Raw genomic sequence first — 24,497 nt, 5'->3', positions numbered from 1 at the left:
ATCCAAATTATGGCTTGTACAAGTTGTTCAACTTCCGATGGCGGTGCGCCAAAAGGATGCAAAAATAATGGGACTTGCGGCACCGATAGCTGCAATAAATTAACCGTTTTCGATTGGCTTTCAAATATGAGTTTGCCCAATGGTGAAACGCCATTCGACTGTGTTGAAGTGCGTTTTAAAAACGGCAGAAAAGAATTTTTTCGCAACACCGAAAAACTAACGCTCAGCATCGGCGACGTGGTGGCTACCGAAGCTTCACCCGGTCACGATGTCGGAATTGTTACCCTAACCGGCGAGTTAGTTAAAATTCAAATGAAAAAAAAGGGGGTGAATCACACCAGTCCGGAAATCCCGAAAATATACCGAAAAGCGTCTCAAAAAGACATCGATATCTGGAGTGATTCCCGCGATAAGGAAGAAGCCATGCAGGTAAAAGCACGCGAATTGGCTATTGCTCATAAACTGGAAATGAAAATTTCGGATTTGGAATTCCAAGGTGATGGTTCCAAAGTAACGTTTTACTATACGGCCAACGACCGAGTGGATTTCCGTCAATTAATTAAAGATTATGCCCGCGAATTCGGAGTTCGTATCGAAATGAAACAAGTTGGATTCCGCCAAGAAGCATCTCGTTTGGGCGGTATTGGCTCTTGTGGGCGCGAGTTGTGTTGTTCTACATGGCTCACCGACTTCAGAAGTGTGAATACATCGGCCGCGCGTTACCAACAACTATCTTTGAATCCGCAAAAATTGGCCGGTCAGTGCGGGAAATTAAAGTGTTGTTTGAATTACGAACTCGACACTTACATGGATGCGCTCAAGGGATTTCCGGAATTCGAAACCAAATTAAAAACCGAAAAAGGCGATGCCGTTTGCCAAAAGCAAGACATTTTTAAAGGCTTAATGTGGTTTGCCTACACCGATAATTTCGCCAATTGGCACGTGCTCAACATCGAACAAGTTAAAGAAATCGTAGCGCTTAACAAACAAGGCAAAAAGGTAGCTGCGCTGGAAGATTTTGCTGTGGAGACCGCTACCGAACCTGAAAAAGATTTCAATAATGCGATGGGGCAGGAAAGCTTAACCCGTTTTGACCAGCCCAAAAGAAAGAAAAAGAATAACAAGAAACGCAAACCGTTCAACGCCGATAAAAAACCATCATCTGACCGCAGAAATGAACCAAAAAATAAGAAATAGTTTTTTCCTGTTTGCTATCGCGTTGCTCTTATTTTCTTGTGATGAAAAAAGAGTTTTTGACGAGTACAAATCTGTCGGCAATGCCTGGCACAAAGACAGTATTGTAACGTTTGATTTGCCGCAACTGGATGCCAAAAAAACCTATAACTTGTTTGTGAATGTACGCGATAACGACGATTATCCGTTCAATAATTTGTTCCTGATTGTTTCTTTGGAACAACCCAACAGGCAGGTAAAAGTAGACACGTTGGAATACCTTATGGCGAATCCCGACGGCACGCTTTTGGGGGAAGGATTTACCGACATCAAAGACAACAAATTATTTTACAAAGGCAACGTGAGCTTTACCCAAAAAGGCGCCTATAAAGTACACATCCGTCAAGCCGTGAGACAAACCGGCAAAATTGAAGGCGTGACTTTACTCAACGGCATATCCGATATTGGTTTTAGAATAGAATCTACAGATTAAAAAATATGGCACAAAAGAATAATACCACAGCAGTCAAAGACATCAAATACTACCAAAAGAAATTTTGGCAATTGTTCTTTTACGGTTTGGGCGTAATGATACTGTTTTTCTGTTTGGCTTCTTGGGGCTTTTTCGGAGCCATGCCCTCGTTTGAAGATTTGGAAAATCCAGAATCCAATTTGGCCACCGAAATCATTTCTTCCGATGGTGTAACCATTGGGAAATTTTACAACGAAAACCGAACACCAATCAAATACGAAGACTTGCCGCCGCATTTGGTAAAAGCTTTAGTGGCCACCGAAGACGAACGTTTTTACGAGCATTCGGGTATCGATGCCCGCCGAACATTGGGTGCTGCTATCAAATTGGGTGCCGATGGTGGTGCAAGTACGTTAACGCAACAGTTGGCTAAATTGCTTTTCCATGGCGAAGGATCCAGTTTTAAACCGTTTCGTATCATTCAGAAAGTAAAAGAATGGATTATTGCGGTGAAACTGGAGCGCCAATACACCAAAAACGAAATCATTGCCATGTATCTCAACAAAGCCGATTTCGTCAATACGGCCGTTGGTATTCGCTCGGCTTCTAAAGTCTATTTCGGCAAAGAACCACGCGATTTAACCATCGACGAAGCCGCCATGTTTGTCGGGATGCTCAAAAATCCGTCTTTATACAATCCGTTACGCCGTTTGGAAAAAGTAAAAAACAGACGCAATACCGTGTTAGATCAGATGGTGCGTAACAAAGTGCTCGATAAACAACAACGCGACAGTTTGGCCAGCCAACCTATCGTGCTCAACTTTCATCCCGAAAGCCATAAAGAAGGAACCGCTACCTATTTCCGCGAATTCCTGCGCGAATACATGAAAAACTGGGCCAAAGAAAACAAAAGACCCGACGGCAGCGATTGGGATATTTACAGCGATGGCTTAAAAATTTACACCACCATCGATTCCAAAATTCAGGAACACGCCGAAGAAGCGGTACAAGCGCACATGAAAAACCTGCAAGAGGAATTCTTTGCCCAACAAAAAGACAATAAAAATGCACCGTTCGTTAACATCACGCCCGAAGAAACCAAGAGAATTATCACACAAGCTATGAAAAACTCAGAGCGCTGGCGCGTGATGAAGGAAATGGACAAAACCGAAGACGAAATCATTGCGTCTTTCGACATCAAAACCAAAATGAAAATTTTCTCCTGGAAAGGAGAAATCGATACGGTGATGACACCTATGGATTCTATTCGTTATTACAAACACTTCCTGCAAGCCGGATTGATGTCGATGGAACCGCAAACCGGTCACATCAAAGCCTGGGTCGGCGGTATCGATTACAAATACTTCCAATACGATCACGTAGGTCAGGGTGCCCGTCAAGTGGGTTCTACTTTCAAGCCGTTTGTATACGCCACCGCCATTGAGCAACTTGGGATGTCGCCTTGCGATTCCATCATCGACAGTCCGTTTATGATTCACAAAGGCCGACACAACGTAACCGAAGACTGGGAGCCTAAAAATTCCGACCACCAGTACCGCGGTATGGTGACCTTAAAACGAGCTTTGGCCTTGTCCATCAACACGGTTTCGGCCAAACTGATTGACAAAACCGGACCCGAAGCGGTCGTTTCTTTAACCAAAAAATTAGGGGTGAAATCGGAAATCCCGGCCCAACCTTCCATTGCTTTGGGTGCGGTAGAAATCACCGTAGAAGATATGGTCGCGGCCTACAGCACCTTTGCCAACCAAGGCGTATACATCAAACCGCAATTCATCAGTCGCATCGAAGACAAAAACGGTGTGGTACTTTACGAGCCGGTTCCCGACACACACGATGTGTTGAACAAAGACATCGCTTATGCCGTTATTAAATTGTTGGAAGGCGTAACCGAAAGCGGTTCCGGAGTGCGTTTGCGTACCCAAGGCGGCGGTAGCGGTGACAATCGCTGGACCGGTTACCCATACATGTTTACCAATCCTATTGCGGGAAAAACCGGAACGTCTCAAAACCAATCCGACGGTTGGTTTATCGGAATGGTGCCGAACTTAGTGACCGGGGTTTGGGTCGGCTGTGAAGACCGTTCGGCGCGCTTCAAAGGCATTACTTATGGTCAAGGTGCTACCGCAGCGCTACCGATTTGGGGGTATATGATGAAAAAATGCTATGAAGACAAAGACCTGCAAATCTCCAAAGATCCGTTCCAACGCCCGGATAACTTATCAATTAAAGTCGATTGTTGGTCGCCGCCAAAAGCCGAAACCGACTCGACTGCCGTAGACAATCCGGAAGAAGAACAAAATACCGATGAATTCGGAATATAATAATCGGGAGCTTTTTCCCGCTGTCCGCGCTACACGGTAGCTTGCTCCCATCGGGGCTAGCTAATAAAAAACCTCATTGTATGAATCAATGAGGTTTTTTATTTTTCCCCATTCCCGTTTTAATTCCTAAATTTACACCACATTCAAACAACACGAATCCATCATGATTAATAAAAAAGTAAACACGGTACACGAAGCACTGCAGGGTATTGAAGACGGCATGACCATCATGCTCGGTGGCTTTGGTCTTTGTGGTATTCCCGAAAACAGCATCGCCGAACTGGTACGCAAAGGCACTACGAATTTAACTTGTATTTCCAACAACGCGGGTGTCGATGATTTTGGTTTGGGCTTGTTGCTCCAAAAACGTCAAATCAAAAAAATGATTTCATCCTACGTAGGGGAAAATGCCGAATTCGAACGCCAAATGTTATCGGGCGAATTGGAAGTAGAGCTCACACCACAAGGGACATTAGCCGAAAAATGCCGTGCGGCGCAAGCCGGAATTCCGGCGTTTTTCACTCCGGCCGGTTACGGAACCGAAGTGGCCGAAGGTAAAGAAGTACGCGAATTCAATGGCAAAATGCACATTATGGAATTGGCCTACAAAGCCGATTTTTCCATTGTGAAAGCTTGGAAAGGCGACGAAGCCGGCAACCTGATTTTTAAAGGAACGGCTCGTAACTTTAACGCGCCGATGGCCGGTGCCGCGAAAATCACCATTGCCGAAGTAGAAGAATTGGTTCCGGTAGGCTCGCTCGACCCGAATCAAATTCACATCCCGGGCATCATGGTGCAACGCATCTTCCAAGGCGAAAAATTTGAAAAAAGAATTGAGCAACGTACAACCCGCAAAAGAGACTAATCATGGCTTTAGATAAAAACGATATCGCAAAAAGAATAGCCCAAGAAGTCAAAGACAAATACTTTGTAAACCTTGGCATAGGAATCCCAACCCTAGTGGCGAATTATGTGCGAACAGACATTTCAGTGGAGTTTCAATCTGAAAACGGCGTGTTAGGTATGGGTCCGTTTCCGTATGAAGGCGAAGAAGATGCCGATGTCATCAATGCCGGAAAGCAAACCATTACCACGTTACCCGGAGCGAGTTTCTTCGACTCCGCGTTCAGCTTTGGGATGATTCGCGCTCAAAAAGTGGATTTGACCATTTTAGGCGCTATGGAAGTAGCCGAAAACGGCGACATTGCCAACTGGAAAATTCCGGGGAAAATGGTGAAAGGCATGGGCGGTGCTATGGATTTAGTGGCTTCGGCTGAAAATATCATTGTGGCCATGATGCACGTGAACAAAGCAGGGGAAAGCAAAATTTTAAAACGCTGTACCTTACCGCTTACCGGTGTAGGCTGTGTGAAAAAAGTAGTGACCGAATTGGCGGTGTTGGAAGTAACCCCAAAAGGATTCAAACTCTTGGAGCGCGCGCCGGGTGTTTCGGTGGAACACATTATCGCTTCTACAGAAGCCGAATTAATCATTGAAGGCGATATTCCGGAAATGGTAATTAATTAGTCGACTGCTGCGTGAGGGGCGGCAGCGGCATCCTTTTTTTTGTCATCCTGAGCCTGTCGAAGGACAAAACAAAAGATAGAACGAACAACCCGACCCGCTTTTAGCGGGACACGCTCAAAAAATAACACAAAAAAGCCCGCTGTTTAGCGGGCTTTTGGTTTTTTATAAGTTGGCAAAAAAATCGTTGCCTTTGTCGTCGGTGATGATGAAGGCCGGGAAATCTTTCACGGTGATTTTGCGCACGGCTTCCATGCCGAGTTCTTCGAAATCGACCACTTCGACGCTGAGGATGTTTTCTTTGGCCAATATAGCGGCCGGTCCGCCGATGGATCCCAAATAGAATCCGCCGTACTTTTGACAGGCGTTCATCACGTCCCTGCTGCGATTGCCTTTGGCCAACATGATCATACTGCCGCCGTGGCTTTGGAATTCATCGACATATACATCCATTCGGCCCGCTGTAGTGGGTCCGAAACTACCCGACGGCATACCTTCCGGCGTTTTGGCCGGACCGGCGTAATATACCGGATGGTTTTTGAAATAGTCCGGCATTGATTTGCCGGCATCCAACAATTCTTTGATTTTGGCATGAGCGATATCGCGCGCTACAATGACGGTTCCGTTTAACTTTAATCGGGTTTTGATAGGATACTTGGTGAGCTCGGCTAAAATTTCGGACATCGGTCGGTTTAAGTCGATTTCCACCGGTGCTTCCAGATGCGGTGGCGTAGCCGGTAAAAACTGTTGCGGATTCGTTTCCAATTGCTCTAAAAAGATACCGTCTTTAGTAATTTTGGCTTTGATATTTCGGTCGGCCGAACACGACACGCCCAAACCCACCGGGCACGAAGCGGCGTGACGCGGCAAACGAATCACGCGGACATCGTGGGCAAAATATTTACCGCCAAATTGGGCACCGATGGCGCTTTCCTGGCAGATTTGCAATACTCTTTGCTCCCATTCCAAATCGCGGAACGCTTGACCGGCCATGTTTCCGGAGGTCGGTAAATTATCGTAATACCCGGCAGACGCTTTTTTCACAGCGGCCAAATTCGCTTCGGCCGAAGTTCCGCCTATGACTAACGCCAAGTGATAGGGCGGACAGGCTGACGTGCCCAAGTCTTTTATTTTTTCGCGGATGAATTCGTCTAAGGATTTTTCGTTGAGTAACGATTTGGTTTTTTGGTACAAAAAGGTTTTGTTGGCGCTTCCGCCGCCTTTGGCCAAAAATAAAAACTCGTAACTGTTTCCTTTTTTGGCATAAATGTCAATCTGTGCCGGAAGGTTGGAACCCGAGTTCTTTTCTTCAAACATCGAAATCGGGACGATTTGCGAGTAGCGTAAGTTTTTCATTTGGTAGGAATTGAAAATTCCTTTGGAAAGCCATTCGGCATCATCAACACCGGTGTAGACATTTTCGCCTTTTTTGGCCATGACAATGGCGGTTCCGGTATCTTGGCACGAAGGCAATTCGCCTCCCACAGCCACCGCGGCATTTTGCAATAAATTGTAGGCTACGAAACGGTCGTTATCGGTCGCTTCGGGATCATTTAAAATGTTTTGCAGTTTTTGCAAATGCGTTGTTCGCAACATAAAGGACACATCAATCATGGCTTCTTGAGCCAGGAGTTCCAAGCCTTTCGGGTCAACGGAAAGAATTTCTCGGTCGCCTAATTTTTCAGTTTTTACGTAATCGGAAGTGATTTTTTTGTAGGTCGTATCGTCTTTGAGAATGGGATACGGATCTTGGTATATAAAGTCCATTTTGGTGTTATTTTTACTTGGTAAAGTTAGGAAAAGTAGCCGACTGTTGAAACGAATTAATGGCTAAATTGATGTATACAAACTACTTTATAAAAAACCAACTCGCCACAAAAATAGCGGTAATCACACAAATCAAATCTACCAAAAGCATGGTCGCTAACGTGTAGCGGGTATTTTTAATATTGACTGAACCGAAATACACGGCAATCACATAAAAAGTGGTTTCGGCGCTACATTGGAAAATACAAACCAATCTTCCGGTAAACGAATCGGGACCGAAATTTTGCATGGCGTCAATCATAAAGCCTCGCGAACCGCCGGAGCTGAAAGGACGCAACATGGCTACCGGTAACGAATCGGTGATTTGTTTGCTCACCCCAATATTAGAAAACGCAAAGGAAATGCCGTTGCTAATCATTTCGAACAAGCCGCTGTTTCGGAAAAACGAAATAGCCACCAACATCACCATCACATAAGGAAAGATTTTGACACCGGTTTGGATTCCGTTTTTACAGCCTTCCACAAACGTATCGAAGATGGTGGTGCCTAAATCGGTGAATTTCTTTTCATGACGGAAAGAAAAAATTAGTGTAGCACCAATAATAGCCACCAGCATTAACCCGGAAAGATTGGCGGTGAAATAATTTTTACCTACTAAGTCCAGGGTGTTGATGTAAAACAACAATCCGACTATGGCGGCAATCACCGACATGATGGCCACCAACAAGGTGGCGCTGAAAAAATTGATGCGTTGACGGATGCCCACAATGAGTAAAGCGGCAATGGTTCCTATGAATGAAGTGATAATACACGGCAGCATTACATCAGCCGGATTGGCAGCGTTTTGTGCCGCACGGTACCCAATGATGGATGTTGGAATCAAGGTGAGTCCCGCGGCATGTAAACACATGAACATGATTTGGGCGTCACTGGCTTTGTCTTTATCGGGATTTATTTCCTGTAGGGATTGCATCGCTTTGAGTCCGAATGGTGTAGCCGCCGAATCCAGTCCGAGGAAATTAGCCGCAAAGTTCAACGTCATATAGGAAATAGACTCATGGTTTTTGGGTACCGAAGGAAAGACTTTGGCAAAAACGGGACTCAATCGTCGGGCAATTTTCTCGGAAGCTCCCGATACGATAAGCAATTCCATTAAGCCGCAAAAGAAGGCTAAATAGGCAATCAACGGCAGGATAATATCCATTAAAGTATTCTTACACGTAGGCAACAAGCCATCTGATTTTTGAACACCGCTGAATATTTTAACGGTTTTGTTTTTAAACACGTAGGTCGTGTCGAGATTGGTGGTATCGCGGTTGATGACGAAACTTTTTTCTTCACTTTTTTGAATGCTGTCCTGAATAAACTGCGGTAGTTCGTTTATATATTTTTCGGAGATTAGAATCGGATCGTCTTTTTTTCCGTTGAGGACATAGTCTATAGAATAACTATCCCCCGAAAAAAGACTGAAAACTACAAAAGCCAGTGAGCAAACAAAAATTGCCAACCAAAATCGACTGAGCACCATAATTTGATTTTTTGTAAATATACTATTTATCAAATTCGGACAGAAATAATTTTAAAAGGATTCCTGTGAAAGTATTTTAAATTCAAATGATTTGATATTTGTCTTTTTTCTTTGACAAGAATTAAACATATTATAAAAAAAGATGAATATTTCCCAACAAAATCGAGTTGTTTCGGTAAGATTTATATATTTGTTGCCTCTAACAACAAACTCTTTTTTCTTCTATATTACAAATGAAAAATATTTACTTTTTGTCCTTTTTTGCTTTCCTATTAAGCCCGATTGTCTCAGCGCAAAGCAAAGAAGAAATTCAACAAATTACCGCGCAATACGATTTTAAAAAACTACAAGAAAAAGCGACATATTACGAGCGTAAAAGTCGTTTGGAAAAAGAAAAAGCAATAGGATTAGCCCTTGCTAAAGGCTGGCCGTTATTGATTGAGAAACCGGACGGTGGTATCAGCGAATTGATGGCATTAACTCCGGAAGGATTACCCCTGTATTACACAACTGATAACGTTAGTGCTGCCCGTTCGACCCGAACCAATCATTTAAACTCAGGTGGCTCCTTGGGATTGTCTCTCGATGGTCAAGGAATGACGGTTAGAGTGTGGGATGGTGGCAATGTGCGAACGACGCACAATGCCTTTGGGGGCCGGGTTACCGCCGTAGATGCCACAAGCACAAATGTTATTTTACACGCTACTCACGTAACCGGTACCATGGTGGCCAGTGCCAATCCGGCAGCGGTAAAAGGAATGGCCTCCCAAGCGACTGCCCGAACATTTGATTGGAACAGCGATTTGGCGGAAGCTATATCAGAAGCCCAACAGGGAATGCTGGTCTCTAATCATTCCTACGGAACTCCGATTACCAATTCAGGAACCACGTTACCTGCTTGGTACATTGGTTCATATACCTATAACGCTTACGAATGGGATGATGCAGCCTACGAAGCGCCCTATTATTTGGCGGTCATGTCGGCTGGTAACGACGGGGGCAATAATAACAACCCGGAGCCTCTTGCTTTTGGGTTTGACAAATTAGTAGGGAACAAAACCGCTAAAAATAATTTAGTGGTAGCCAATTGTTTGGACGTAACTGTGGCTAATGACGGAACCATCACTGGCGGAATCGCAATTAATTCTTCCAGCAGTCAAGGACCAACAGATGATTTAAGAGTAAAACCGGACATTACCGGGAACGGAACCAATTTGACTTCAACAGCAAGTTCTTCCAATACGGCCACAGCGGCCTTATCCGGGACTTCTATGGCTTCCCCCAATGTGGCCGGAAGCTTAATTTTATTACAACAGCATTATAAAAATCTTACGAATGGTTTTATGCGTGCCGCTACTTTAAAAGGATTAGCCTGTCATACCGCTGATGATGGCGGATTAACCGGACCTGATGCCGTTTACGGATGGGGATTATTAAACTGTAAAAAAGCGGCCGAAACCCTTACCAATAATGGTCTTACGTCATGGGTTTCAGAAGAAAACTTAAACAATGGACAAACCTACTCCATCACGGTCAATTCGAATGGGACAACTCCGTTAATGGCCTCCATCACATGGACGGATTTGCCCGGACCAATCAATACCGGTGGTTTAGCTCCTAATGACCCAATGGCTGCTTTGGTTAATGATTTAGACATCCGAGTTACCAGAAATACGACTAACTATTTCCCTTGGAAATTAACCGCTGACCCTGGTGCGCCGGCTATCAGAACCGAAGATAACAACGTTGATAATGTTGAACAAGTCAAAATTGATGCCCCAACGGCCGGTCAGTATACCATTACGGTGACCCATAAAGGAGCCTTAGTAACCGGTGCCCAGAAATTCTCACTGGTTATCACAGGGATTAATTCAACTTTCGCACTCAATTCCAACTCAGCTGATGTCACGGTTTGTGCTAATCAAAATGCCGTTTACACGTTTAATTACTCTCAAATAGGCTCGGGCACTACTACATTTTCGGCTGTTGGTTTACCAAATGGTGCTTCAGCTACATTTGCCCCGGCATCGTTGAGTACTAACGGAACCGTTACGATGACTGTATCCGGGTTGTCAAATGTTAGTCCGGGAGAATATTTTGTTGGTATCATGGGCTCTAACGGTACGGAGACGGAAACCCGATACAAATCCTTACGTATATTTAATGGCACTTTTCAACCGGTTGTTTTACAAAACCCTACCAATGGACAAAACGGTCTGTCGACCACTGCTTATTTAAATTGGCAGGCACAACCTAACGCCTTAACCTACAATATTCAAATCTCTGAATTCCCTAATTTTTCCAGTTTGGCTTTTAATGAAATCGTGAACAATAACGAATATACTGTTCAAGGGTTATCCGAAGCCACACGATATTATTGGAGAGTTATCCCTCAAAATAACTGTGGTACAGCTATTACGGCTAATGCGCCTGTATTTAACTTTGCTACCGGTAATTTGGTGTGTGATCTAAACTTTGCTGCGGAAGATTATTCGAGTGCGGCTATAGCCGATGTTCCGAATTCAGAAGCCTGGGTTCCGCTCACCATCACGGGAGGATATACCATTGGAGACATAAATGTGAATATAGACATTACCCATACTTGGGTACAAGACATGACGATTACCTTGGAAGGTCCGGCCGCTATCGGAAGCCCGGTCATTACGTTGTTGCAAGAAGCTTGTGGCGACAATCAAAATATTAATTGTACGATGGATGATGACGGAGGTGCACCGGCTTGTTCGGGAGTTCCTGCCATTTCAGGAAATATTGCTCCGGTAAGTCCATTAAGCGTTCTGAATACCTTACCTGCTGATGGAGAATGGATTTTGAGAGTAGTAGATCCGTATAACGAAGACGGTGGTTCCATCAATAATTTCAGTATCGATTTATGTCGGGTGGAAGCAGCGCTATCGGTTGCGGACAATCCGTTTATGTATTGCCGCGTTTACCCTAATCCTACAAAAGGCGGTATTACCATCACAATCCCGGCTTTGTCTGATACGGCCGATATTACCTTGTATGATTTGCAGGGAAGAAAAGTGATGTATACGGCAACCCAACAAATGAATACCTTGTTGGATATGGCACATTTACAAGATGGTGTTTATTTGGTGACTATTGCCAATGAACAAAATAGTATTACCAAGAAGATTGTTTTAAAGAGAAACTAATCCTAATATATAGATTCAAAAAAAGAGGTCATGGCGACCTCTTTTTTTATACGTGTAAAATCTCGTCTTCAACTAATAAATCTTCACGGCGCAATCGCAAAAAGATTTGTGCCACGGCGATAACGTCTTTTTCACAATAGGTTACAATACGGTCTATGTCTTTTTCAACATAAAAAACATGGGCTACTTGACTGCCGTCAATGTCGCCTTTGGGCGAAGGAATACCTAAAATTTTGGTCAATAATTTTAAAGACGTAAAATGCTTATAATCGCCAAACTTCCATAATTCCAAAGTGTCTAAATGAGGTATTTCCCAAGGTTTTTTTCCGAATAGATTGAGTTTATTCGGAATGGCAACTTGGTTGATGATCATGCGGCGGGCAATGAACGGAAAGTCGAATTCTTTGGCATTGTGTCCACACAATACATGTTGCGCTCCGTTGAAATGCGTGTCCAACAAATTGGCGAAATCTTTTAAAATCTTTTTTTCTTCCCCGAAAAAGGAAGTTACCCTAAAATTTCGAATATCATTTTTATTGGCAAAATAGCCTACGGAAATACAAACGATCTTACCAAACTCAGCCCAAATCCCGGCGCGTTCGTAAAAATCTTCGGGGGTGTATTCGTCGCGTCTTTGATATTGGGTTTTTTGCTCCCAAAGGAGTTTCATCTCCTCGTCTAACGCGTTGAAGTTGTCTTCTTCCGGAACGGTTTCGATGTCGAGGAACAATATATTATTGAGCGGAATTTTTTCAATCATAACAAATAATTAAGAAATAACTGATTTAAAAGTACGGAATTATTTTAAATATGAAAGAAAAATAGCTAAAAAAGTGATTGTTGAGGTGATGGATTTTCGTGTTCCAACAACCATTTCTTGCGCCATAAACCACCGGCATAACCGGTTAACGAACCATCGTTACCAATAACGCGATGACAGGGAACGACTATCCACAACGGGTTTTTACCATTGGCGGAAGCGACGGCTCGAATGGCCTTGACATCACCTAACTTTTTGGACAAATCGAGATACGATAGGGTTTTACCAAACGGAATGTTCAACAATTCCTGCCAAACTTTTTGCTGGAATTCGGTCCCTTGCGGATTGATTTTGAAATCGAATTCCTTTCGTTCACCCCTAAAATATTCTTGGAGTTGGGAAACACATTCCTTGAGGCTTTCCGGAATTTTAGCGGTTTTCTTGCCTTCACTCAATACTGATATTTCAGCAATACCGTTGGCGTCGCCTACAATTTTGGTGATTCCTAAAGGCGATTCTATAAAAGCAGTTTCCATGAGTTAAAGGTAGCAAATAAACACTCAAAATTGTCATTTCGACGAAGGAGAAATCACACTTCAAAAACAAAAACCGTTATGTGATTCCTCATTCCATTCGGAATGACAAGAGACACTATTTCGAAAAACTTAGAATGTACTCTTCCAAAGCTTTTAATTCCGCATCGCTCATTTGTTTGGTAATGGCGAAATTGGTTTTCATGGTTTCGTACTGACTTGGATCGACTATCGGTTCGGCTTCTTCTTTGAGGAAGGCTACGATGCTGCCGTTTTTTTCTTTGTAGATTTTGGCAATTTCAGCGATACTTGGCCCGATGACTTTTTGATCGGGCAAATGACAAGCCGTGCAAGTGCCTTTGCCGGAAAACAGTTCTTCTCCGGAAACGGCTACTGCAGTTTCGTCGGTTTTGGGTTGACCGAAATTATCTTCAGCTTCCTTTTTACAAGAAGCGAAAGTGATGACAAATAATAGTAAAAAAATCTTTTTCATAGTGTACAAAAATGCAATACAAATCCTAATTAGCCCCGATTGAAGCTGGCTACCGTGTAGCGCGTAAAGCGGGAATAAGGATAACCGATAAATCCCGAGCCCTTCGCTCCTTCCTTCGGCAAGCTCAGGATGACAATTATTGATTCAATAAAATCGCGGCTTCTTTGGCAAAATACGTCGAAATCAAGCTGGCGCCGGCGCGTTTGATACACATTAACTGCTCCATCATGATTTTGTCGTGGTCGAGCCAACCTCTTTCGGCAGCGGCTTTGATCATGGCGTACTCGCCCGAAACATGGAACACCGTTACGGGAACATTGACCGCGTTTTTGACTTCGCGAACAATATCCAAGTACGCGATTCCGGGTTTTACCATGACCATATCGGCGCCTTCTTCCACATCCATCAAGGCTTCTTTTACGGCTTCGATGCGGTTGGCGTAGTCCATTTGGTACGTCTTTTTGTCTTTCGGCACGACTACATCGGCTTCTCTCGGCGCACTGTCCAACGCATCGCGGAACGGTCCGTAAAAAGCAGAAGCATATTTGGCCGAATAACTCATGATGCCTACATTTTGAAAACCTGCAGCATCTAACCCTTGGCGTAATCTTAAAACTCTCCCGTCCATCATGTCGCTGGGTGCTACAAAATCGGCTCCGGCTTGGGCGTGGGAAACCGCCATTTTGACTAAAGCGTCGTTGGTGGCATCGTTGGCCACATCGCCGTTTTCGATGATCCCGTCGTGACCGTAAATGGAATACGGATCTAAAGCTACATCGGGCATGACAATCATTTCCGGACAAGCCGCTTTGATGTCGCGAATAGCGCGTTGCATCAGTCCGTTGGGATTCCAAGCTTCTTTACCGGTGTTGTCTTTTAAACTTTCGTCGACTTTGACATAAATATTCACGGCGCGAATGCCTAAAGCGAATAATTCTTTGACTTCTGCTACGGTCAAATCCAACGAACGACGGAAAATACCCGGCATGGATGGAATTTCGGATTGGTAGTTTTCGCCTTCGGCGATGAACATGGGAAACATGAAGTCGGCCGGACTTAAAGTAGTTTCGCGGACTAAACTTCTTATGGATTCGTTGATTCTTAAACGACGACCTCTTTGTAATGGGAACATATCTTTAGCTTTTAGCTGTTAGCGATTAGCTTTCAGCGTTATTTAATTTTATTATTAATCCGTTGAGCATTTTTTTAACTTCTTCTATTTGTTTCAAAAAGATTTGGCCTTGCTCTTTTTCCAGGAAATTTAATTCGATACTCAAAAATATTTGATATTCTAATTCATTGGCTGAACCGAACGAAATGTAAAGAAATCGACAAAAATCTTTATCAGAACTTCTGCCGCAACCTTCTGCAATATTAGTTGGAATAGATGATGAAGATCTCTTGATTTGACTAGTCAAACCAAACATTTCATCTTTCGGAAAAGTTGGCAGCACTTTGTAAATATCTAAAGTTAGCTGATGTGATTTCTCCCAAACTGAAAATTTTTTATAATCTCTCATCTCATTTACATCTGATGGCTAATAGCTAAAAGCTGACAGCTAAATTACCCAATCGATAGGGTTTGTTAGTATCTTAATTAATTTCTCTTCTTCGCTGCCGGCTGCCGGATGATGATCGTACACCCATTGCACGTGTGGTGGTAAACTCATCAAAATCGATTCGATGCGACCGTTGGTTTTTAGGCCGAATAACGTGCCTTTGTCGTGTACCAAATTGAACTCGACATAACGCCCGCGGCGGATTTCCTGCCAGTTGCGTTGGGCTTCGGTGTATGGCAAGGCTTTTCTTCTTTCCACAATCGGTACATAGGCTTCACAGAAACTGTTGCCGACTTCGGTTACGAAATTATACCAATCTTGCATACTCATTGTTTCTGTGGCTTTGCAGTAATCGAAGAACAAACCGCCGATACCACGGGCTTCGTTTCTATGAGCGTTCCAGAAATAGGCATCGCATTGTTTTTTGTATTTCGGATAAAACTCGGCGTTATGCTTGTCGCAAGCGGTTTTGCAGGTTTGGTGAAAATGTTTCGCATCTTCTTCAAACAGGTAGTACGGCGTTAAATCCTGTCCGCCACCAAACCAGGAATTGATTACGTTGCCGTTATCATCATACATTTCAAAATACCGCCAATTGGCATGCACAGTCGGCACCATTGGATTTTTCGGGTGAATAACCAAGCTCAATCCGCAGGCGAAAAAATCGGCTTCGCCTACGCCGAACAGTTGGCGCATCGTATCGGGCAATTTGCCGTGAACCGCTGAAATGTTAACGCCGCCTTTTTCGAAAACGTCTCCATTTTCAATCACACGTGTTCTGCCACCGCCGCCTTCAGCTCGTTGCCATAGGTCTTCGCGGAATTTCGCTACACCGTCAACGGCTTCCAAAGCAGCGCAGATTTGGTCTTGAAGGTTTTGGATGTAGGGGTAGAATTTGTCTTTCATTTTGTTAGCTTTTAGCTAAAAGCTGTCAGCTTACAGCTATTTATATTCTTTCACTGCTTCTACAAACGCCTTGGCGTGGTCTACCGGAATGTTGGGTAAAATACCGTGGCCTAAGTTTACGATGTAATTGTCTTTGCCGAATTCGTCTATCATTTGATGCACCATTTTTTTGATGGTTGGAATTGGAGATAATAATCGGCTTGGGTCGAAATTACCTTGCAACGTGATTTTGCCGCCGCTTAAATAACGGGCATTTCTTGGCGAACAAGTCCAATCAACGCCTAAGGCTGATGCTTTGGATTTGGCCATATCATTGAGCGCAAACCAACAGCCTTTTCCGAATACGATGACTTTGGTGTCTTCGACCAAGGCTTCTACGATTTGGTTGATGTATGGCCAGGAGAATTCTTTATAGTCTTCCGGAGACAACATACCGCCCCAAGAATCAAATATTTGAACGGCATTACAACCGGCTTTTACTTTTTCTTTTAAGTATAAAATGGTGGTATCGGTGATTTTTTGCAACAACGTGTGCGCTGCGACCGGATTGGAGAAACAAAATCCTTTAGCGGTGTCGAAACTTTTAGAGCCTTTGCCTTCTACCGCGTAACAAAAAATCGTCCATGGTGAACCGGCGAAACCAATTAAAGGCACTTCGTCGTTCAGCATTTCTTTGGTGAGTTTTACGGCATCCATTACGTAACCTAGGGTTTCATGAATATTCGGCACAAAAACCTGATTGACTTGTTCCATCGTACGAATCGGATTCGGGATAATCGGTCCCAAATTGTCTTTCAATTCCACGTGAATTCCCATCGCTCTGGGTACCACCAAAATATCCGAGAACAAAATCGCGGCATCCGGTTTGACAATTCGGATGGGTTGCACCGTGATTTCGGCGGCTAATTCCGGGGTTTCACAACGGGTAAAGAAATCGTATTTGTCGCGTAATGCTCTGAATTCGGGTAAATACCTTCCGGCTTGTCGCATCATCCATACCGGCGGACGTTCTACCTTTTCATTGTTTAAGGCGCGAAGGAATAAATCGTTTTTAATCATAATGGTTGTTTGCTTTTGGCTTTGGCCAAATTATATTTTATTAAAAAATTCTATACTTTTTACAATCGTACTTTCCATGGTAGGCTGATTGGCGGTCACCACTTTTTTAGTAATTCCTCTCAACGCTTTGGCGGTGGTGTTTCCGATACAAAAACAAACCTCATCTTGCAACCTGTTTTCTTTCAAAAAACTTAGTACCCCGGACGGACTGAAGAATAAAATCGCATTCAAATCGGCTGCGGCTTTGTGCGGCGTTAATTGGGTTTCATACACTTCCACTTCTTCGAAGGTTATACCGGCCAAGCGCAAAGAATCGGGTAAAATATCTCGTCTCAGATTCCCGCAAAAGAACGTAAAACTACTTTTGCCGTATTGGTTGCAAATAATCGAAGCCAATTCTGAAGCGTAATCCGTACTGGCTATGACATCAAAGTCGTTAGCTTCCAATAAAGCCTTTGTCTTTTCGCCTACACAAAAACATTTTTTAGTTTTAAGTTCGGTGACTTTTTCATTTTCCAATAGGCTTTCTACTGCATTCTGACTGGTAAAAATCAAATAGTCATTGGTGTTTTCCAGATGGAAAGGCTTACTGACTATATGAATAAAATCGGCCTCATCGACAGAAAAATTCGCACTCAACAGCAGCTGCTTTTGGTTATCCGAAAGCTTCTTAGTTGACAATATGCGAATTTGAGTTTCCATCCTTCAGACTTTCGGTTTGAGCTGTTTTTTGATTTCCGCCATCAATTTGCTTCCACCATTGTCGAGTACTTCTTTGGCGGCATAGAACCCCAGCTTTTTCCATTCGGATATATCCACGGCTTTGATGATTTCAAATTTTTGTTGGCCGTCTAACGAAAGTAAGCATCCGTGAAACTCAATCGTGTCATCGTGCGGATTGTATTTCGCCAAAGCTCCGATAGGCGCTGTACAACCGCCTTCCAAGGTTCTTAAAAACTGTCTTTCGATGTACGTACAAATTTCGGTTTCAATATCGTTCAATTGCGAAACGGCGTCTACGGTAAAATCGTCGTTGCCCATGGCTACCACTACCATAGCACCCTGTGCCGGCGCCGGAATCATCCAATCCAAAGCCTCCCCAACCCCTCCAAAAGAGGGGCTTTTTATTTGGAATGATTTTGCTCCCTCTCCTTTGGAGAGGGCTGGGGTGAGGCTTAATCGCTCTAAACCTGCAGCGGCGAATACGGCTCCGCTCCAATCGTTATCCTGTAACTTTTGCATTCGGGTATTCACGTTTCCTCGTAAATCCACCACGGTATGATTCGGGTATTTGTTGAGCCATTGGGCTTGTCGGCGTAAACTTCCGGTAGCAACAGTGGCTTTTTCATTTAAAAAATCGATATTGCCTTTGTGGACTAAAATATCCAACACATTGGCTCTTTCTAAAACTGCCGCTTGTACGATTCCGGTAGGCAAAGCTGTTGGTACATCTTTCATGGAATGTACAGCTATATCCACTTGCCCGTTAATCATGGCAATGTCTAAAGTTTTGGTAAAAATACCGGTAATGCCGAGTTCGTATAGCGGTTTGTCTAAAAGGATATCGCCTTGCGATTTCACCGCAACTATTTCGGTTGTATAGCCTAAATCGTTGAGCTTTTTTTGAACGGTGTGGGCTTGCCAAAGGGCGAGTTCGCTGTCGCGCGTACCTATTCTGATTGTTTTGGCCATCTTATTTAGAAGTGGTTTCTATCTGAAAAATTTTCTCAATCCATTCAATGCTTTCGTCCACCATGGTGTTGTCATCTTTTAAATGATTGGCAAAATGGTTGGTAATTTTTTGGATGATACGAGCGCTGATTAACTCGGCTTGTTCTTCGTCGAAGTTGGCCAGTTTTTTACGTTGTACGTTGAGCTCTCCTTCTTTAATAGAGTTGAGTTTTTCTTTTAAGGCGTGAATGGTTGGAGCAAATTTGCGTTGTTTGGTCCAAGCAATGAACTCGTCTTTAATTTCCTCGATAATAGCTTCAGCTGCCGGAATATGTTTCTTGCGGTTTTCCAAAGTTTCATCAGTCATTTGCGATAAATGGTCCATGTGTACTAAGGTGACGCCTTCTACTCCCTGAACATTTTCGTTCACATTTTTCGGGATGGACAAATCCAAAATCAACAATGGTTTTTTCAAATTCAAAATCGCTTTATCCACGGTTGGATTTTGCGCGCCGGTTGCTACCACTAACACATCGGCTTTTTGGATTTCCAATTGCAAATCGACATAATCTTTTACAATTACATCGAGCTTTCTGGCCAATCGTTCGGCTTTGTCTTTGGTACGATTGATTAAGGTAATTTGCTCGTGTTTGGTGTGTTTGACCAAATTTTCACACGTGTTTCTACCGATTTTTCCGGTGCCGAAAAGCAAAATGTTTTTATTGGCAATGTCTTCCACATTATTAAAAATGTAACGCACAGCGGCAAAAGAAACGGAAGTGGCTCCTGAAGAAATCTCGGTTTCATTCTTGATGCGCTTGCTGGCCTGAATCACCGCATTCACCAATCGCTCCATAAAAGCATTCACCAAATGACGACTTTTGCTTTCCACGAAGGCCGATTTGATTTGGCTGATGATTTCAAAATCGCCTAAAATCTGACTGTCTAAACCGGTCCCTACGCGAAACATATGGGAAACGGCTTCTTGATTTTTATACACATAGGCTACCTTTTGGAAATCTTCCACGGTACCCTGACTGTTTTCGCAAAGTAATTTGATGAGTTGGAAGGGATGCTGGGCAAAACCGTAAATCTCAGTACGGTTACACGTTGATGTCACGATGAGTGCTTCGATACCTTCGGCTTGCGCTTGTGTTAAAACGTTACTTTTGGCGTTATCATCTAAGCTGAATTTCCCTCTCATTTCGGCATCGGCTTTTTTATAACTTAAGCCAACCGCGTAAAAAGTACTATGCTTGGATATGTTTCCGTGTTCCATAAATTGCTCTTTCCCTAAAAGTGAAACAAAGTTATTGCTATCGATTTTATAAAAATAACGCTAAAAGAACTTTTTATGTCGCTCAATGTTATTTTTAAAGTCATTTGTCTTTTTATCGTTATTTCTTTTAAATTTGTAGTGAAATCAAGTGCTCAGAACTGCTTTATATAGATTCATTCTAAATAACATTTGTATTTCACTTCCAAAACATATACGAAAAAATATCGCTATGGGTTCTAAAGAAGAAATAAAAATCGACGACGACTTTATTTTAATTCGTTTTCAAAACGACAGCGAAGAAGTCACCATTTTTGAACGACCCGTAACTATGGGCTTGATTCAATTTCATTTTGGGTTAAAAGGCGGTGCGAAGTTTATCTTTAACAAAGGCAATTACACGCTCGATTTGAAAGAGGAAAAATGTTTGCTCTTTTACAATCCGGAAAAAGAATTGCCGTTGCATGTGGAGATTGAACCCAAATCGTGGTTGATTACCATTTTGGTTTCCATTAAAAAATTCCACGGACTATTTACCGATGATGCCGAACACATTCCGTTTTTGAGTAAAGAAAACAAAGACCGCAAATATTATAATGAAAGTGACATCAGTCCGTCGATGGCCATTGTGCTCAACCAAATGTTTCATTACAATTTAAATCCTTCCATCAAAAACCTTTACTATAAAGGGAAGGGCTATGAATTGCTGAGTTTATTTTTTAATCGAAATGAAGACCCCAATGCCGAACAATGTCCTTTTTTGATTGACGAAGAAAACGTACTGAAAATCAAAAAAGCCAAAGAAATCATCATTGCCAACATGGCCGAACCGCCGAGCTTGGAAGAGTTGGCAAATCAGGTTGGGTTAACGTTGAAAAAGCTCAAAATGGGTTTCAAACAAATTTACGGCGACACCGTGTATGGATTTTTATTCGATTACAAAATGGATTATGCGCGCCAACTACTCGATTCCGGCTCCTATAATGTGAATGAAGTCGGGCTCAAAATCGGCTACAGTACCGGCAGTCATTTTATTGCCGCTTTCAAGAAAAAGTTTGCCACCACGCCTAAAAAATATTTAATGAGTTTACAAGCCAATACGTAATCGGATTGATTTCGTATATCTCATCATCAATAAAGAATTAAACAACCCAAAGTCAACAAAAGAAGTTTCATTACTTTTATAAAAAATAAAATTGCCAAAATGAAAGGAGTATTATTAGTCAACCTCGGTTCGCCCGAAAGTCCAACCCCAAAAGATGTAAAGCCGTATTTAGATGAATTTTTAATGGATAAATACGTAATTGATGTACCGTATTTATTGAGAGCCTTGTTGGTGCGAGGCATTATTTTACAAACCCGTCCGAAAAAATCGGCAGAAGCGTACAGTCAGATTTGGACCGATGAAGGTTCACCCCTGATTGTGATTTCCAAAAAAATGCACCAAAAAGTAGCAAAACTGGTGGATATACCTGTGGCTTTGGCCATGCGTTACGGTTCGATGACGATTCAAAAAGGGTTGCAAGAATTGAAAGACAAAGGGGTAACCGATGTGATGTTGTTGGCATTGTATCCGCAATATGCGATGGCTTCTACCACGACCATTTGGGCTTTGGCCGATGAATTGCAACAAAAGCATTTCCCGGAAATGAAAATCACCAAAGTACCGGCATTTTACAACAAACCCGATTTTATAAAGGCTTTGGCAAATTCCATTAAAAAACATTTGGAAGGCTTTGAGTACGATCATTTATTGTTTTCGTATCATGGCATTCCGAAACGCCATATTCGCAAAACTGATGTAACCAAATCCCATTGTACTATTGATACTAAGTGTTGTGTAACACCCTCGCCGGCGCATGAATTTTGCTACCGTCATCAATGTTATGAAACGACTCGACAAGTTGTGGAATTACTCGGTATTCCGGAAGGCAAATACAGCCAAACTTTCCAATCGCGTTTGGCCGGCGACAAATGGTTAACGCCTTACACCGACGTAGAAATCAACAAAATGCCCGAAAAAGGCATTAAGAAACTGGCCGTGGTTACGCCGGCATTCGTTTCGGATTGCTTGGAAACGTTGGAAGAAATAGCCATGCGCGCCCATGAAGAATTCAAAGAACACGGTGGCGAAGAATTCTTAGCCGTGCCTTGTTTGAATGACGAAGACGAATGGTGTCAAGTAGTGGCGAATTGGGTGAACGATTGGAGTAAATAACATGGAACTCTACAACTACATAAAATCATTACACCTCATCTTTGTCATCACTTGGTTTGCGGGTTTGTTTTACATTGTGCGCTTGTTTGTGTACCAAATTGAAGCCAATGAAAAACCTTCGCCCGAGCGGGAAATCTTGCTCAACCAGTACAAAATCATGACCTATCGCCTTTGGTATATCATCACTTGGCCAAGCGCGGTTTTAGCAACGATTTTCGCTTTGTGGTTGTTGCATTTAATGCCGGAATGGCTTCAAATGCCCTGGATGCAAGTGAAGTTAGGCTTTGTCGTGTTGCTGTTTGCCTATCATTTTAAATGCCATCAGATTTACAAACAGTTGCAAAACGATGCGTTTCGGTACAGTTCCAACTTTATGCGGTTGTGGAATGAAGGCGCTACGATAATCCTTTTTGCCGTCGTTTTTTTAGTAATTTTAAAAAATGCTTTCAACTGGATTTACGGCGTCATCGGAATCTTTTTATTTTCGATACTGATAATGCTAGGCTTTAAGTTTTACAAACGAATTCGGGAGAAAAACAAAAGCTGAATACTGCCAACTGAACACTGAACACTATGCTGAACGGCTTCAAACTATCAATGCTATCCCTTCGTATCAGGATATTCCTGTCGATGATTATATTGATTTTGATTGCTTCGATTCTGATGGCTTCCATATCGATTATTCAGTTTAAAAACGAAGCCAAAGATTACCACCAAGAGCGTTTAGACCGAAAAGAATTTGCCATCAAAGAGCACATCAACTACGTGCTTTCCACGACAACCTACCCGTTAACACCCGAAAATTTACCGTTAATCTTTAAAGATAAAATTCATGAACTTTCGGATATTCACAATCTGGAAATCAATATTTATTCGCTTGACGGGAAATTATTAAAATCATCCAAATCTACGTTTTCGGTAGATAAAGTGGCCCCGCCCATTCCGAATTACATTCTCAAACTCGTTCAATCTTCCGTCGATAAAAGATATGTTGATATTAAAAGCATCGATGGCGTAAAGAACCGTTCATCCTACAGCCAAATTAAAGACGATAAATTCAAGCCTTTGGGTATTTTGAATATTCCGTATGTGGAAGACGATGGTTTTTACGAAACCGAATTGCGTCAGTTTTTGCTTCGGTTGAGTCAGGTGTATTCATTCATGTTGATTATCGCCTTTGGGTTAGCCTATTTCTTAGCGAGTTACATCACTAAATCGTTAAAAACCATTTCCGATAAAATCAACGAAACGAGTTTGAATCAAAAGAATGAAAAAATTGTTATCGAAGCCAATAGTCGTGAAATCAACTCCTTGATAAACGCCTACAATCAAATGGTAGATAAATTAGAGGAAAGTGCTACCATGCTGGCGCAGAGTGAGCGCGAACAAGCGTGGCGCGAAATGGCGAAACAAGTCGCACACGAGATTAAAAATCCGTTGACGCCGATGCGCTTGACGGTGCAAAGTTTTCAACGAAAGTTTGATGCCAACGATCCTAACTTAAAACAAAAACTGGACGATTACTCTAAAACCCTGATACAGCAAATTGACACCATGAGCGCCGTGGCTTCAGCGTTCTCTAATTTTGCATCAATGCCGGCCCAGCAAAACGAAACCTTGAATGTGGTAGAGGTGGTGGAGTTTTCGTTGGATATTTTTAATGAAGACTTTATTCAATTCGAAAGTGATTCAGAAGAAATCATCACGATAATGGACCGAACACAACTCATTCGAATTATTACCAATTTAGTCAAAAATGCCATCCAAGCCATTCCGGAAGATCAACCCGAAAAACAAGTCTTGGTTGCGGTTAACGCCGAAAAAGAACATGTTGTGATTTCGGTAAAAGACAACGGAATCGGCATTGATGCCGAAAATACAGAGCGTATTTTTGAACCTAAATTCACCACAAAAACCAGTGGTATGGGATTGGGGCTCGGAATTATCAAAAACATCATCGAAAATTACAAAGGAACTATTACTTTTGAAACAGAACCAGGAAAAGGCTCTACTTTCAGAGTGTCGCTTCCTATTGTTAAATAA

At 42.7% G+C, this 24,497-nt stretch carries 22 protein-coding genes; 10 read left to right on the top strand and 12 right to left on the bottom strand.

The window, feature by feature from the left end; genetic code table 11:
• Positions 1-9 precede the first annotated feature (9 nt).
• From QHT84_RS02015 to QHT84_RS01995, 5 genes are all read left to right on the top strand, one after another.
• Entirely contained in the window at positions 10-1,197 is a 1,188-nt protein-coding gene (locus QHT84_RS02015; protein ID WP_283237869.1) for a PSP1 domain-containing protein, read from the top strand.
• Positions 1,175-1,666: a gliding motility lipoprotein GldH gene (locus tag QHT84_RS02010; RefSeq protein WP_283237868.1), complete on the top strand. Its 492-nt coding sequence runs from the start codon at positions 1,175-1,177 to the stop codon at positions 1,664-1,666. The genes QHT84_RS02015 and QHT84_RS02010 overlap by 23 nt, the downstream gene beginning before the upstream one ends.
• A 5-nt stretch (positions 1,667-1,671) precedes the next feature.
• Positions 1,672-3,987, top strand: a complete 2,316-nt coding sequence (locus QHT84_RS02005; protein ID WP_283237867.1) for a penicillin-binding protein 1A — start codon at positions 1,672-1,674, stop codon at positions 3,985-3,987.
• A gap of 163 nt (positions 3,988-4,150) precedes the next feature.
• Entirely contained in the window at positions 4,151-4,852 is a 702-nt protein-coding gene (locus QHT84_RS02000) for a CoA transferase subunit A (protein WP_283237866.1), read from the top strand.
• Between the two features lie 2 nt (positions 4,853-4,854).
• Positions 4,855-5,514: a 3-oxoacid CoA-transferase subunit B gene (locus tag QHT84_RS01995; protein WP_283237865.1), complete on the top strand. Its 660-nt coding sequence runs from the start codon at positions 4,855-4,857 to the stop codon at positions 5,512-5,514.
• A gap of 162 nt (positions 5,515-5,676) precedes the next feature.
• Here QHT84_RS01995 and QHT84_RS01990 read toward each other — a convergent pair whose 3' ends face one another.
• Positions 5,677-7,278, bottom strand: coding sequence for a fumarate hydratase (locus tag QHT84_RS01990; protein WP_283237864.1), 1,602 nt, complete (start codon positions 7,276-7,278; stop codon positions 5,677-5,679).
• Positions 7,279-7,360: 82 nt separating this feature from the next.
• Positions 7,361-8,806 (bottom strand): nucleoside recognition domain-containing protein, encoded by a 1,446-nt coding sequence (locus QHT84_RS01985; RefSeq protein WP_283237863.1) that lies wholly within the window; start codon positions 8,804-8,806, stop codon positions 7,361-7,363.
• A 233-nt stretch (positions 8,807-9,039) separates the two neighbouring features.
• On the opposite strand from QHT84_RS01985, the gene QHT84_RS01980 reads away from it, so the two are divergent.
• Positions 9,040-11,979: a S8 family serine peptidase gene (locus tag QHT84_RS01980; protein ID WP_283237862.1), complete on the top strand. Its 2,940-nt coding sequence runs from the start codon at positions 9,040-9,042 to the stop codon at positions 11,977-11,979.
• Between the two features lie 46 nt (positions 11,980-12,025).
• On the opposite strand, the gene QHT84_RS01975 is transcribed toward QHT84_RS01980, so the two are convergent.
• From QHT84_RS01975 to hemA, 10 genes are all read right to left on the bottom strand, one after another.
• Entirely contained in the window at positions 12,026-12,739 is a 714-nt protein-coding gene (locus tag QHT84_RS01975; RefSeq protein WP_283237861.1) for a 3'-5' exonuclease, read from the bottom strand.
• Between the two features lie 65 nt (positions 12,740-12,804).
• Complete coding sequence (locus QHT84_RS01970) at positions 12,805-13,275, bottom strand: methylated-DNA--[protein]-cysteine S-methyltransferase (protein ID WP_283237860.1); 471 nt, start codon at positions 13,273-13,275, stop codon at positions 12,805-12,807.
• Between the two features lie 115 nt (positions 13,276-13,390).
• Positions 13,391-13,765: a c-type cytochrome gene (locus QHT84_RS01965; RefSeq protein WP_283237859.1), complete on the bottom strand. Its 375-nt coding sequence runs from the start codon at positions 13,763-13,765 to the stop codon at positions 13,391-13,393.
• Positions 13,766-13,901: 136 nt separating this feature from the next.
• Complete coding sequence (gene hemB / locus QHT84_RS01960; protein ID WP_283237858.1) at positions 13,902-14,897, bottom strand: porphobilinogen synthase; 996 nt, start codon at positions 14,895-14,897, stop codon at positions 13,902-13,904.
• 25 nt (positions 14,898-14,922) lie between these two features.
• Entirely contained in the window at positions 14,923-15,285 is a 363-nt protein-coding gene (locus QHT84_RS01955; protein WP_283237857.1) for a four helix bundle protein, read from the bottom strand.
• Between the two features lie 39 nt (positions 15,286-15,324).
• The gene (hemF, locus tag QHT84_RS01950) at positions 15,325-16,230 is read right to left on the bottom strand and encodes an oxygen-dependent coproporphyrinogen oxidase (protein ID WP_283237856.1); all 906 of its coding nucleotides are present in this window, start codon (positions 16,228-16,230) and stop codon (positions 15,325-15,327) included.
• 36 nt (positions 16,231-16,266) lie between these two features.
• Positions 16,267-17,289, bottom strand: a complete 1,023-nt coding sequence (hemE, locus tag QHT84_RS01945) for a uroporphyrinogen decarboxylase (RefSeq protein ID WP_283237855.1) — start codon at positions 17,287-17,289, stop codon at positions 16,267-16,269.
• A gap of 30 nt (positions 17,290-17,319) precedes the next feature.
• Positions 17,320-17,928, bottom strand: coding sequence for a uroporphyrinogen-III synthase (locus QHT84_RS01940; protein WP_321169566.1), 609 nt, complete (start codon positions 17,926-17,928; stop codon positions 17,320-17,322).
• A gap of 66 nt (positions 17,929-17,994) precedes the next feature.
• Positions 17,995-18,981 carry a hydroxymethylbilane synthase gene (gene hemC, locus QHT84_RS01935; protein ID WP_283237853.1) on the bottom strand — a complete coding sequence of 329 codons (987 nt, stop codon included), beginning with the start codon at positions 18,979-18,981 and terminating at the stop codon, positions 17,995-17,997.
• A 1-nt stretch (position 18,982) separates the two neighbouring features.
• Positions 18,983-20,239 (bottom strand): glutamyl-tRNA reductase, encoded by a 1,257-nt coding sequence (hemA, locus tag QHT84_RS01930; protein WP_283237852.1) that lies wholly within the window; start codon positions 20,237-20,239, stop codon positions 18,983-18,985.
• A 229-nt stretch (positions 20,240-20,468) separates the two neighbouring features.
• Here hemA and QHT84_RS01925 point away from each other — a divergent pair, with 229 nt between their 5' ends.
• The 4 genes from QHT84_RS01925 (at position 20,469) to QHT84_RS01910 (ending at position 24,497) form a co-directional block, all read left to right on the top strand.
• Complete coding sequence (locus QHT84_RS01925) at positions 20,469-21,341, top strand: helix-turn-helix domain-containing protein (RefSeq protein WP_283237851.1); 873 nt, start codon at positions 20,469-20,471, stop codon at positions 21,339-21,341.
• 99 nt (positions 21,342-21,440) lie between these two features.
• On the top strand, positions 21,441-22,454 hold the full coding sequence (gene hemH / locus QHT84_RS01920) for a ferrochelatase (RefSeq protein WP_283237850.1): 1,014 nt from the start codon (positions 21,441-21,443) through the stop codon (positions 22,452-22,454).
• A 1-nt stretch (position 22,455) separates the two neighbouring features.
• Positions 22,456-23,001 (top strand): CopD family protein, encoded by a 546-nt coding sequence (locus QHT84_RS01915; protein ID WP_283237849.1) that lies wholly within the window; start codon positions 22,456-22,458, stop codon positions 22,999-23,001.
• A gap of 26 nt (positions 23,002-23,027) precedes the next feature.
• A complete protein-coding gene (locus QHT84_RS01910; RefSeq protein ID WP_283237848.1) occupies positions 23,028-24,497 on the top strand; it encodes a sensor histidine kinase in 1,470 nt (489 codons plus the stop codon).

The sequence above is a fragment of the Flavobacterium sedimenticola genome (assembly GCF_030053345.1).
Classification (GTDB): domain Bacteria; phylum Bacteroidota; class Bacteroidia; order Flavobacteriales; family Flavobacteriaceae; genus Flavobacterium; species Flavobacterium sedimenticola.
The sequence above is the reverse complement of the archived record's forward strand: the minus strand, read 5'-3'. Positions and strand labels throughout refer to the sequence as shown.